This window comes from Aeromonas sp. HMWF017, from assembly GCF_003061465.1.
Lineage (GTDB): Bacteria > Pseudomonadota > Gammaproteobacteria > Enterobacterales > Aeromonadaceae > Aeromonas > Aeromonas veronii.
Genome location: NZ_QAJD01000152.1, coordinates 1 through 12,499, shown reverse-complemented (window position 1 = coordinate 12,499; position 12,499 = coordinate 1). Strand labels below are relative to the sequence as shown.

Sequence of the window (12,499 nt, the reverse complement as noted above, 5' to 3'; positions counted from 1 at the left end):
ATGAACGTCACATTCTCTGTCTACAGATACAATCCGGATGTTGATAACGTCCCCCATATGAAGGAATATCGTCTTGATATTCCTGAAGGTTCCGACATGATGGTGCTCGACGCACTGATCCAGTTGAAAGAGCTGGATCCCACGCTCGCCTTCCGCCGCTCTTGCCGCGAAGGGGTCTGTGGATCAGACGGTCTCAACATGAATGGCAAGAACGGTCTTGCCTGTATCACCCCGCTCTCCGACCTGCTGAAGAAGGGCAATAACGTCGTTATCCGCCCCTTGCCCGGCCTGCCGGTGATCCGTGACCTGGTGATCGACATGACCCAGTTCTACACCCAGTGGGAGAAGGTCAAACCCTTCCTCATCAATGATGACAAGTTGCCGCCGGTGCGTGAGCACCTGCAATCCCCCGAAGAGCGCGCCAAGCTTGACGGCCTGTACGAGTGCATTCTCTGTGCCTGCTGCTCCACTTCGTGCCCCTCCTTCTGGTGGAATCCCGACAAGTTCATCGGTCCGGCCGGGCTGCTCGCCGCCTACCGCTGGTTGGCTGACAGCCGCGACACCGCGACCACCGAACGACTGGGGAATCTGGACGACGCATTCAGCGTGTTCCGCTGCCATGGCATCATGAACTGCGTGAACGTCTGTCCGAAAGGCTTGAACCCGACCAAGGCGATTGGCCAGATCAAGTCGATGTTGCTCAATCGGGCTGTTTAGTATCAGGGCCGGCCAGGTGCTGGCCCGACCTCTGGATAGCCATCCCACCCGTGGCAGGATGGCTATTTGACCCCTACAAGCTGCGCAGCAGTAACAAGAAGTACAAGGGATAGAAATGCATAACGGCGTGATGAAGGCCTGGTTGGAGTCATCTCACCTGGCTGGTGCGAATGCAAGCTATATCGAGGATTTGTACGAATCCTTCCTGGAAAATCCTGACTCCGTGTCCGACGAGTGGCGCTGCCTGTTTAGCGAGCTGCCCCAGGTCAATGGCCATGCGGTTGAACAACCCCACTCCCAGGTCCGCGATTATTTCCGTCGTCTGGCCAAGGATCCCTCTCGCTACAGTGCCCCCGTCTCCGATCCGCAAGTGGATGCCAAGCAGGTGCGGGTATTGCAGCTGATCAACGCCTTCCGTTTCCGTGGTCACCAGAATGCCAATCTGGACCCGCTGGGCCTGTGGCAGCGTGAAACCGTTGCCGAACTGGATCCTGCGTTCCACAACCTGCAGGGCGCAGACATGGAGGCCACCTTTAATGTGGGCTCCTACGCCATCGGTCGCGAGACCATGGTGCTCTCCGACCTCTACGCCTCGCTGAAGAAGACCTATTGCGGCTCCATCGGCGCCGACTACATGCACCTCACCTCCACGGAAGAGAAGCGCTGGCTGCAACAGCGTCTTGAATCCATTGAAGGGAAGGGGAGTTACACCCTCGAAGAGAAGACCCGTTTCCTCGAGAGCCTGACTGCCGCCGAAGGGTTGGAGAAATATCTGGGCGCCAAGTTCCCGGGAGCCAAGCGGTTCTCGCTGGAAGGTGGCGATGCCATGATCCCCATGCTCAAGGAGCTGATCCGTCGCGCCGGTGAACAGGGCTGCAAAGAGGCCGTTATCGGCATGGCCCACCGCGGTCGTCTCAACGTGCTGATCAACGTGCTGGGCAAGCGCGCTCAGGACCTGTTCGACGAGTTTGCCGGCAAGCACGGAGAATCCTGGGGTACCGGTGATGTGAAGTACCACATGGGCTTCTCCTCCGACTTCGCCACCCCGGGCGGCAACGTCCACCTGGCGCTGGCGTTCAACCCCTCTCACCTCGAAATCGTCAACCCTGTGGTCATCGGCTCGGTGCGTGCCCGTATGGATCGTCGCGGTGACAAAGATGGCTCCAGCGTGTTGCCCATCACCATTCACGGTGACTCGGCCATGGCCGGTCAGGGCGTGGTGGCCGAGACCTTCAACATGTCCCAGACCCGTGCCTATGGTGTCGGCGGGACGGTGCGCATCGTCATCAACAACCAGGTTGGTTTCACCACCTCCTATATCCGTGACCTGCGTTCCACCGAATATTGCACTGACATCGCCAAGGCGGTGCAGGCGCCGGTGCTGCACGTCAACGGGGATGATCCGGAAGCCGTGGTGCTGGTGACCCAGATTGCACTGGATTACCGCAATACCTTCAAACGCGACGTGGTGATCGAGCTGGTCTGCTACCGTCGTCACGGTCACAACGAGGCGGATGAGCCGAGCGCGACCCAGCCGCTGATGTACCAGAAGATCAAGCAGCACCCGACCCCGCGCAAGATCTACGCCGATCAGCTGGTGGCCGAGGGGAGCCTCGCTCAGGAGCGGGCGACCGAACTGGTCAACGAGTATCGCGAAGCGCTGGATCGCGGCGAGCGGGTGAGCAAGGAGTGGCGGCCGATGGAGCTGCACTCCGTCGACTGGACGCCGTATCTGGGCCACGACTGGAACATGGCCTATGAGAGTGCCGTGCCGATTGATCACCTCAAGAGCCTCGGCGAGCGGGTGAGCCAGTATCCGGCAACCCACGTGCTGCAGCGTCAGGTCGAGAAGATTTACGAAGACCGCCGTCTGATGGCCGCTGGCGAGAAGCTGGTGGATTGGGGCTTTGCCGAGACCCTGGCCTATGCCACTCTGGTGGACAAGGGCTCCCGCATCCGCTTTACCGGTGAAGACTCCGGCCGTGGCACCTTCTTCCACCGCCATGCCGTGCTGCACAGCCAGACCGATGCCAGCACTTATACCCCGCTGTGCAACCTGCACGACGAGCAAGGCCCGTTCGAGGTGTACGACTCTGTGCTGACCGAGAACGCGGTTCTGGCCTTTGAATATGGCTACGCCAGCGCCGAGCCGGCTGGCCTCACCATCTGGGAAGCCCAGTTCGGTGACTTCGCCAACTGTGCCCAAGTGGTAGTGGATCAGTTCCTCTCCTCCGGCGAGCAGAAGTGGGGCCGGATGTGCGGCCTGACCATGTTGCTGCCGCACGGTTACGAGGGGCAGGGCCCGGAGCACTCCTCCGCCCGTCTGGAGCGTTATCTGCAGATGTGCGCCCAGCACAACATGCAGGTGTGCGTGCCCTCTACCCCGGCGCAGGTGTTCCATATGCTGCGTCGTCAGGTGGTACGTCCGATGCGCCGTCCGCTGATCGTAATGACGCCCAAATCCCTGCTGCGCCACCCGCTGGCGGTGAGCAAGCTCGAAGAGCTGGCTGAAGGCACCTTCCAGAACGCCATCGGCGAGATCGATGCGCTGGATCCGAAAGCGGTCAAGCGCGTGGTCTTCTGTTCTGGCAAGGTCTACTACGACCTGCTCGATGCCCGTCGCAAGGCCGAGCAGCAAGATGTGGCACTGGTGCGAATTGAGCAGCTCTACCCCTTCCCGGAAGAGGAAGTGCGCGCCATTCTGGCCGATTACAGCCACGTCACCGACTTTGTCTGGTGTCAGGAAGAGCCGCAGAACCAGGGCGCCTGGTACTGCACCCGTCACCACTACGATGGCGTGCTGCCAGCCGGAGCCACCCTGCGTTATGCCGGTCGCCCTGCGTCAGCCTCACCGGCCGTCGGTTACATGTCTGTCCACGCCAAGCAGCAAAAAGCCTTGGTGGAAGATGCCCTTACCCTGTAAAGCCTCTGGCATAGAAGTAAAAAGGAACTGATTGGATGACTATCGAGATCAAGGTACCGGATCTGCCGGAATCAGTGGCCGATGCCACTATCGCTACCTGGCACAAAAAACCGGGCGACCTGGTCGCCCGTGACGAAGTGCTGGTCGACATCGAGACCGACAAGGTGGTGCTGGAAGTGCCTGCACCGCAAGCCGGTGTGCTGGGGGATATTCTGCAAGGGGAAGGGGCGACTGTGTTGTCCCGTCAACTGATTGCCATCCTCACCGCCGCCCCGGTGGCCGGTGAAGAGACCAAAGAGAAACCCGCTGAAGCGGTGGCCGATGATGGTGCCGATGGCTTGAGCCCCTCGGTGCGCCGCCTGATTGGCGAGCACGACATCGACGTGACCAAGCTGACCGGTACCGGCAAGGGTGGTCGCATCACCAAGGATGATGTGGAAGCCTTCATCAAGGCCAAGAGCCAGCCTGCGGCAGCCGCACCGGTCGCAACTGCAGCCCCGGCAGCCAAGGTTGCCCCGCTGGGTGGTCGCACCGACAAGCGGGTACCGATGACCCGTCTGCGCAAGCGCATTGCCGAGCGGCTGCTGGAAGCGAAAAACACCACCGCCATGCTGACCACCTTCAACGAGGTCAACATGAAGCCCATCATGGATCTGCGCAAGCAGTACGGAGAGATCTTCGAGAAGAAGCACGGCATCAAGCTCGGCTTTATGTCCTTCTACGTGAAAGCGGTAGTGGAGTCCCTCAAGCGCTATCCGGAAGTGAACGCGGCGCTCGATGGTGATGACGTGGTTTACCACAACTACTTCGACGTCAGCATCGCCGTCTCTACCCCCCGTGGTTTGGTGACGCCGGTGCTGCGCGACTGCGACAACATGAGCTTGGCGGACATCGAGAAGGCCATCAAGGATCTGGCGGGCAAGGGCCGTGACGGCAAGCTGACCGTGGATGAACTGACTGGCGGAAACTTCACCATCACCAATGGTGGCGTGTTCGGCTCCTTGATGTCCACCCCGATCATTAACCCGCCCCAGAGCGCCATTCTGGGCATGCACAAGATCCAGGATCGCCCGATGGCCGTTGACGGCAAGGTCGAGATCCTGCCGATGATGTATCTGGCGCTCTCCTACGATCACCGTCTCATCGACGGACGCGAATCGGTAGGCTTCCTGGTCTCCGTCAAGGAGCTGCTGGAAGACCCGACCCGTCTGTTGCTGGACGTCTAAGCCTGTGGCACCCGGGCAAGGGGTTTGCGCCCCGAGCCGAATGTGCCGCTGGACGTTTGAGTAATACCCGAGCGATTGAAAGATAACGAGGGGCCGCCCAGGCCCCCATTCACAGGGGATTGAGAAACACCAGCCCCGGACGGAAATACCTACAACACGGATAGAGCATCTATGAATCTGCATGAATATCAGGCAAAACAGCTGTTTGCCGAGTATGGCCTGCCGGTCTCCGAAGGTTATGCCTGTGCTACCCCACAAGAAGCGGCCGAAGCGGCCGACAAGATTGGCGGCAATACCTGGGTCGTCAAATGCCAGGTACACGCCGGTGGCCGCGGTAAAGCGGGCGGCGTGAAAGTGGCCAAGAGCAAGGATGAGATCCGTGCTTTTGCCCAAAACTGGCTTGGCAAAAATCTGGTGACCTACCAGACCGACGCCAACGGCCAGCCGGTCACCAAGATCCTGGTGGAATCTTGCACCGACATCGCCAAAGAGCTCTACCTGGGCGCCGTGGTTGACCGTGGTTCGCGCCGCGTGGTCTTCATGGCCTCGACCGAAGGTGGCGTGGATATCGAGAAGATCGCCCACGAAACCCCCCATCTGATCCACAAGGCGGCCATCGACCCGCTGGTGGGTCCGCAGGCCTATCAGGCTCGCGAACTGGCCTTCAAACTGGGTCTGGTCGGCGATCAGATCAAACAGTTCACCAAGATCTTCATGGGTCTGGGCCAGATGTTCCTGGATTGCGATTTCGCGCTGCTGGAGATCAACCCGCTGGTGATCACCGCGCAGGGCAACCTGCACTGCCTGGATGGCAAGATCAACATCGACGCCAACGCACTGTATCGTCAGCCCAAGCTGCGCGAGATGCACGACCCGTCACAAGATGACCCCCGCGAAGCGCACGCCGCCCAGTGGGAGCTCAACTATGTGGCCCTCGATGGCAACATCGGCTGCATGGTCAACGGCGCGGGTCTGGCCATGGGCACCATGGACATCGTCAACCTGCACGGCGGCAAACCGGCCAACTTCCTTGACGTCGGCGGCGGCGCCACCAAGGAGCGTGTAACCGAAGCGTTCAAGATCATCCTCTCCGACAGCAACGTCAAAGCGGTGCTGGTCAACATTTTCGGCGGCATCGTGCGCTGCGACATGATCGCGGAAGGCATCATAGGTGCGGTCAAGGAAGTGGGGGTCAAGGTGCCCGTCGTGGTCCGTCTGGAAGGCAACAACGCCGAGCTGGGTGGTATCAAGCTGGCCGAGAGCGGCCTCAACATCATTGCGGCCAAGAGTCTGACCGATGCCGCGCAGCAAGTCGTCAAAGCAGCGGAGGCCAACTGATGAGCGTACTGATCAACAAGGACACCCGAGTCATCTGCCAGGGCTTTACCGGCGGTCAGGGTACTTTCCACTCCGAGCAGGCGCTCTCCTACGGCACCCAGCTGGTCGGCGGCGTCTCCCCGGGCAAGGGCGGCACCACCCATCTGGGCCTGCCGGTGTTCAACACCGTCCGTGACGCAGTCGAAGCGACCGGCGCCACCGCCACCGTCATCTATGTTCCGGCACCGTTCTGCAAGGACGCGATCCTGGAAGCGATCGACGCGGGTATCAAGCTCATCGTCACCATCACCGAAGGCATCCCTACTCTGGATATGCTGGACGTCAAAGTGAAGCTGCAAGAGACCGGCGTGCGGATGATCGGACCCAACTGCCCGGGCGTGATCACTCCGGGTGAGTGCAAGATCGGCATCATGCCGGGTCACATTCACAAGCCGGGCAAGGTGGGCATCGTCTCCCGCTCCGGCACCCTGACCTACGAAGCGGTCAAGCAGACCACTGACGAGGGCTTTGGCCAGTCCACCTGCGTCGGTATCGGTGGCGACCCCATCCCAGGCTCCAACTTTATCGACATTCTGGAGATGTTCCAGAACGACCCGCAGACCGAAGCGATCGTGATGATCGGCGAGATCGGCGGCAACGCCGAGGAAGACGCGGCCGCCTATATCAAGGCCCACGTCACCAAGCCGGTGGTCTCCTATATCGCCGGTGTTACCGCGCCTCCCGGCAAGCGGATGGGCCACGCTGGCGCCATCATCTCCGGTGGCAAGGGTACCGCCGCCGAGAAGTTTGCCGCGCTGGAAGATGCTGGCGTGAAAACCGTCCGCTCCCTGGCCGATATCGGCAAGGCCCTGCGCGAAGTAACCGGCTGGTAATTCCTGTTAGCCCGTTATCTCTAATAAAAATGCCGCCTGATGGGCGGCATTTTTTATGGGTTTTAAAGTGGTTTGATTTAATCAATCATCGCGATTCAGGCGCTAAACGAATTTTATTACAGGAGACACAGAAACAGTGTGGATACAATAATAGTCTGCGATTTGAACTTGTCAGATTGATTGGTTCCTTTACCCATTGCATCGAGTGACCTGTTTGTGGGTAATGCTAAAAGTCACGCAAGGATGTCAGTGAGATAACGTAGTGTCAGGAGGACATAATGATTTCACGTATTTTGGGAATTGGCTGCCTTACCAGTATCTGCTTGCCAACAGCATGGGCGGCGGATTGCCCGAACAGGCAACCGGGGCAGCATCTAGAGTTTCTTGGGCGTTCGGCTGACAATTCGGTATCACTATGGCTTTCAAGTCCCGGTTCCGGGGGGAATTTTCGCCTCTCTGCTCCCGGGGTATCTGAAATCGATAGTTGGAATGCAAACCGCGCGTCGTTGCACTTGAGTGTTTCACCTGTAGTACTTGATGACCTTAACGGGACTCACAAACTGGATCTCCTCAATGCAGATGGTTCTTTCAACTGCTTCCTCGATTCGAGAAACCAGAACAATCCGGTATTTCCAAATATTCCCCCGATCGATGGGGGAGACAGTAACGGTGGCACTGGTGGCGGAACCGGCGGGGGGATGGCAGCAATGGTGGTAGTGGTGGTGGCACCGGTGGTGGGAGTGACCCGATCCGCAATATTGTGACCAGTATCAGTGCAGATGCCTTGATGGGCTATTTGAGCGGCTCTCTCAGTATTTCAGATCGTGTCGTTGTCGGGCTTGACCAATTTGAAGATATTGCCAGTCAAAAGGGGTTGTGGCAGGTATGGACTGATGTACGCCATACCGGAGTCTCCGATGATCGTAACGAGATAGACACATCCGGACATGCCAACAGCTTTTTGATCGGTATACACAGATCCATTGGTAAAGACGGGTTGGGCGGTATTGCATTTGCCAATAGCAAAACCTCTCTTGGCACGTTTGGCAGTTCGGTACGAAATGAGGGGGACAGTTTCTTTGTTGGGCCATATGGCGGCTATAGGCTAGATACGCACTGGCTGCTGGATGGCTGGGCTGCATGGGGACGAACTGATAACGATACTGAACTCGATGTACTTAAAGGGAGTTTCAAGACAACGACCGAGTTGATCTCAGCCAACCTGACCGGTGGCTACGACGTTGGTGAATATCTGCTGCGGCCCAAGCTTGCCCTCTTTTATAGTCACAATAAATCCGATGCGTTTGATTACACAGGCTCATTGCCTTATGCAAACCAGATTTATAACGTGACATTGCGGGTTAATGAAAACTCTTTTGAATATGCCACCAGTGAAGCATCAGGGGATATCAGTCGTATTTTCACCACAACCGATGGGGTTCAAATTATACCGGCCCTGCGTCTTGGGGTTCGTTATGATATTGAGCGTCCCAATGATGGTCAGATCCTGAATGAAAATCTGACAATGGAAAGTACGACCCCGTGGAGTGGATCTGCACGGATTGCACTGGCAGTAGCCCCTCAGCGTCATCAGCGTTTTGAAGTTATCACCGGTTATTACAGTATCGGGCATCAGGACCTTGACCTCTGGGATATTAGATTTAACGCCGCAGTGAATTTTTAACTTACATAGGGAGATAAAAGTACCGATAACTTGGTCGGCACTTTGATTTAAATTACTTGTATGGAGATGGTATTCACCTGACAGTTGCCAACAAAAGGGAGTGGCCATACGGCTTCATACCGAATAACAAACTGCATCCCTTGTGGTGGCCCGTGAGAGCCTTATTTAGTTGATGGATATATCCACAAATGGGGGGGGGCAGGAGTGCCGAATAGCTAGAGACGGATATCCGGATGTAGGGCTGAAAAGGGAAGATGTGTGCACAGGAACGTCAGCTTTGCGAAATAGCAAAAAGGCACCCGAAGGTGCCTTTTTCACAATCTGAATCGCTTGCCTATCAGGCAGCGGCTTTCAGCTGTACGGCGGCGGCTTTCTTGTGATCGCCGATCGGCATAACGGTGCGGCCGAACTGCTCGTTGATCACGGTGGCCATGGCCAGGTAGATAGCGCTGGCGCCACAGATGATGCCTTCGAAACCGGCGATGGTGCCGATCAGGGTGCTGCCGGTGAAGTCACGAGCGGCCAGCAGGAAGAACAGCACGGTCAGGGAGGCGAACACGAACTGCTTGGCACGCGGGTAGTTGACAGTACCGACCAGCATGAACAGGGTGAAAACACCCCACAGCAGCAGGTACCAGCCCATGTAGGCGTGCGGGGTGGCTTCGGCCAGACCCATGGTCGGCATGACCAGCAGGAACACCAGGCTCAACCAGAAGAAACCGTAGGAGATAAAGGCGGTCACACCGAAGGTGTTGCCACGTTTGTACTCCATGATACCCGCGACGATCTGGGCCATACCGCCGTAGCACAGGCCCATGGCCAGGATCATGGCGCTGATGGGGAAGAAACCTGCGTTATGGATGTTCAGCAGGATGGTGGTCATACCGAAACCCATCAGACCCAGAGGGGCAGGGTTGGCCAATTTTTCGCTCACGTGGCGTTCTCCAAAAATAGAGGTGGGGGGTTAACAAAAGACGCGCGATTTTAGGCAGGCTGTGACGCGCCCGCAAGGGGGCAAGGGGGATAAATCGTAAAAAAACTACGTGATTATTTGCATGAGAGGCCAAATGCTCACCAAAGCAGGCTGTTTGGTGAGCAAAAGGTGTCAAAATAGTTGAGGGGTTGTATTTTTATTACGCTTTTTACGAAGTGCGGCGGCGTTACTGATCCAGCGTCAGGATCACTTTGGCTTCCTTGTCCTCTTCCTTGACCTGGCTGTCGAGCACGAATAGCCGCTCCGGGGTGATCCCCTGGTTGTCGACCAGAAACTCCTTGGTATTTTGCGCCCGGCGCATGGCGAGATTGCGCAGGGATTTGGCGGTGATGAGCTGCTGATCCCGCAGCAGGATCACTGCCTGGGCCCGTAGTGCCGCGCTCTCTTCATCCAGATGGAGCCGATCGGCCAGATCTTCCAGATCTTCGCCAAAGCGCTCTTCGTAGGCCTGGGCCAGCGCCTCTTGCAGGGCGGGGTCCTGTTCCAGCAAGTCGAGATCCGCCTGATTGCCAGTCAGTTTGGCCAGTACCCGCTCCAGCTTTTGCCGTTGCAGGATGGGGCGCTCCTCGTTGAAGTTGACCTTGCCGCGAATATTCATGCTGAGCTTGGGTCTGTCTTTGAGGGCTTGCGCCAGCTTGATCAGTTTCTCCTGCTGGGTGGGGGTGAGATCGGGATCCCCCGGCAGGAAGGGGAGTTCGTCGAGATCGTCGGTGCCATCGGCCAGCGAGGCGAGCAGGGAGAAGGGGGAGGTGATCGCCTTGCTCAAGGTGTTGCCCAGCACATCCCAGAAGATATTGCCGATGCTGAAGTCCGGTTGATCGAGATCCCCCTTCACCTTGAGGTTCATCTGTATTACCCCGTTGGCATCGCTCAGCAGGGCGATGGCCAGCCCAAGCGGCAGATCCTTGGCCTGATCGCTCTTGATCTTCTCGCCCAGTTGCAGCTTCTTGATGGTGATGTCGTTATCCCCCTCCAGCCGGTTGCCCTCCAGCTTGTAGTGCAGTTTCATGGAGAGCTGTCCCTTGTCGATGGCATAACCGGCATAGGTGCCCGAATAGGGGGTAAAGGTGGTGAGCTCCAGATTGTTAAAAGCCACCGCGATATCGAGGATCGGGTTGGCCACCAGCAGGTTGGTGCCGCCGCGAATGGTCACTGGCGCATAGCGATCCACCTTGCCGTTGAAGGCGAGATCGGAGCGTTGCCCCGGAATATTGCTGATATGACGGCTCTGGCCGCCCAGCGAGGCGATATCGGCCACAAAATCCTGGCTCAGGCTGCGGTCGGCAAAGCGCAGGTTGCCCTGCTCGGTACGTAGCTGATCGATGGTGAAGCGAAAGTCTGGGCCCTTGCGCCCTGCTGCCACTTGGGTGCTGTTGGTTGCTGCCGGTTGTGGCAACAGCAGCTGTTGCAGGTTGGTGGTGCCATCTTCGTTGATCTCGATGCGGGCGAAGGGCTTGTTCAGAGCAATCTCCTTGATCCGCATCTGCTGGCTGATGCCGTCGTACGTCAGACCGGTGAGAGCCAGGGTGTTGAACTCCAGCAGCCGCTGATTGTCTGCCCGATCGACCACCTTGAGCCCGTTGACATCGAGCCCCCCTTGCAGGGTCAGCTTGCTCAGATCCCCCTGGGTTGTGGTGGCGAGATCGAGGCGGGTCTTGCTGCTCAGCAGCCCGTTTTGCACCTTGATGCGTACCAGATCGGCCAGATAGGGCTGTGCCAGCGTGAGGGGCAGCCCCTGCTGGTTGATGTCGCCGCTTAAGGTGAAAGGAGTCAGGGTCAGTTGGCCATCAAAGGCGAGGGGGCTGCTCTGGTTGAAGTGGGTGGCCAGAGTCAGTTTGCTCGGTTGCTCTCCCTTGCTGCCCAGTGGCCCCAGCGCCAGCTTGAGGCCGGAGAGCTGGCGTGCCTGCGGTTTGCCGCTGCTCGACTCGGTGAGGGTGAGATCTCCCTTGTCGATAACGATCTGCTTGATCTGCCACTGCCAGGGTTTGTCTGCCCCGTGTTTCTTGCCGTTACCGGCTGTCTTTGCTTGTTGTGCCGATTTGGGCGCCGCATTGTTGGCCACCTCGTTTGCAGCGTGGGCCCCTTTGGCGGGTTTGGCGGGGGCCTGTTCAATCAGCAAGTCAGCCAGATCCAGCTCCTGCTGTGGGTTGAGGGTGGCCTTGAGCAGGGGCTGTTGCAGGGTCACCTTGCCGATCTGGAGCGACTGTTTCTGGCCATCGACAGCCAAATCGCTAAGCGCCAGCTGGCTGAAGCGGGCAAACTCCTCTCCCTTGTGTTTTTTAAGCTGCCAGTTGTCCAGCGTCAGCTTGCCTTTGGACAATTGCCACTGCACTTCTTGCTTGCCCTCTTTGAGCAGGAATTCCACCTCTGCATTGGCGTGGCCCTTGGCCAGATCAAGCTTGAGGTAGGGGGCCCAGAGCGGGGCGAAGGGTTTCAGTTCGACCTGTTTGAGGCTTACCTTGCCCTGACCCATGCCGCTCATCACATCGAGTTTGCCGTGAGCGGCGAGGCTGCTGTTGCCGTTGATGGCGGCGCTCAGCTGATAGGCGGTCGGGTGATTTGCCTCGGTGCGTAGGTTATCGAGCTGGAGAGTCACTTTCTCCAGATTGAGGGGCGGCAACCAGCCGGGTTCGCTCTCCTTGCGCTGATCCTGATAGCGCACATGCCCGTCAGTGACATTGACACTGGCGATATCGACCAGCAGTGGGGCGCTGGCTGTCTCGGGCTCGGGGGAGGGCGCAGGGG

Annotated in this window: 9 protein-coding genes; 7 read left to right on the top strand and 2 right to left on the bottom strand. The window is 58.2% G+C overall.

Annotated elements, in window-relative coordinates:
* The 7 genes from DBR30_RS16130 to DBR30_RS16105 all read left to right on the top strand — a co-directional run bounded on the left by DBR30_RS16130 (nt 1) and on the right by DBR30_RS16105 (nt 8,760).
* On the top strand, nt 1–717 hold the full coding sequence (locus tag DBR30_RS16130) for a succinate dehydrogenase iron-sulfur subunit (protein WP_005333549.1): 717 nt from the start codon (nt 1–3) through the stop codon (nt 715–717).
* A 115-nt stretch (nt 718–832) separates the two neighbouring features.
* Nucleotides 833–3,640 carry a 2-oxoglutarate dehydrogenase E1 component gene (sucA, locus tag DBR30_RS16125; protein WP_108542408.1) on the top strand — a complete coding sequence of 936 codons (2,808 nt, stop codon included), beginning with the start codon at nt 833–835 and terminating at the stop codon, nt 3,638–3,640.
* Nucleotides 3,641–3,675: 35 nt separating this feature from the next.
* Entirely contained in the window at nt 3,676–4,866 is a 1,191-nt protein-coding gene (gene odhB, locus DBR30_RS16120) for a 2-oxoglutarate dehydrogenase complex dihydrolipoyllysine-residue succinyltransferase (RefSeq protein ID WP_005333546.1), read from the top strand.
* Between the two features lie 171 nt (nt 4,867–5,037).
* A complete protein-coding gene (sucC, locus tag DBR30_RS16115) occupies nt 5,038–6,204 on the top strand; it encodes an ADP-forming succinate--CoA ligase subunit beta (protein ID WP_005361097.1) in 1,167 nt (388 codons plus the stop codon).
* Complete coding sequence (sucD, locus tag DBR30_RS16110) at nt 6,204–7,076, top strand: succinate--CoA ligase subunit alpha (protein ID WP_005346088.1); 873 nt, start codon at nt 6,204–6,206, stop codon at nt 7,074–7,076. The genes sucC and sucD overlap by 1 nt, the downstream gene beginning before the upstream one ends.
* Nucleotides 7,077–7,354: 278 nt before the next feature.
* Nucleotides 7,355–7,840, top strand: coding sequence for a hypothetical protein (locus tag DBR30_RS21115; protein WP_146181141.1), 486 nt, complete (start codon nt 7,355–7,357; stop codon nt 7,838–7,840).
* A complete protein-coding gene (locus DBR30_RS16105; protein ID WP_146181140.1) occupies nt 7,837–8,760 on the top strand; it encodes an autotransporter outer membrane beta-barrel domain-containing protein in 924 nt (307 codons plus the stop codon). The genes DBR30_RS21115 and DBR30_RS16105 overlap by 4 nt, the downstream gene beginning before the upstream one ends.
* Before the next feature lie 337 nt (nt 8,761–9,097).
* On the opposite strand, the gene DBR30_RS16100 is transcribed toward DBR30_RS16105, so the two are convergent.
* Both DBR30_RS16100 and DBR30_RS16095 read right to left on the bottom strand, forming a co-directional pair.
* Complete coding sequence (locus DBR30_RS16100) at nt 9,098–9,694, bottom strand: acetate uptake transporter (protein ID WP_042062716.1); 597 nt, start codon at nt 9,692–9,694, stop codon at nt 9,098–9,100.
* A 226-nt stretch (nt 9,695–9,920) separates the two neighbouring features.
* The coding region (locus tag DBR30_RS16095) for a DUF748 domain-containing protein (protein ID WP_258224458.1) at nt 9,921–12,499 on the bottom strand (2,579 nt) is incomplete at its 5' end.

What these genes read in the sequence shown, in the direction of transcription:
- DBR30_RS16130 (WP_005333549.1), top strand. Translation starts at nt 1, where the DNA reads ATGAACGTCACATTCTCTGTCTACAGATACAATCCGGATGTTGATAAC.
- sucA (WP_108542408.1), top strand. Translation starts at nt 833, where the DNA reads ATGCATAACGGCGTGATGAAGGCCTGGTTGGAGTCATCTCACCTGGCT.
- sucC (WP_005361097.1), top strand. Translation starts at nt 5,038, where the DNA reads ATGAATCTGCATGAATATCAGGCAAAACAGCTGTTTGCCGAGTATGGC.
- sucD (WP_005346088.1), top strand. Translation starts at nt 6,204, where the DNA reads ATGAGCGTACTGATCAACAAGGACACCCGAGTCATCTGCCAGGGCTTT.
- odhB (WP_005333546.1), top strand. Translation starts at nt 3,676, where the DNA reads ATGACTATCGAGATCAAGGTACCGGATCTGCCGGAATCAGTGGCCGAT.
- DBR30_RS21115 (WP_146181141.1), top strand. Translation starts at nt 7,355, where the DNA reads ATGATTTCACGTATTTTGGGAATTGGCTGCCTTACCAGTATCTGCTTG.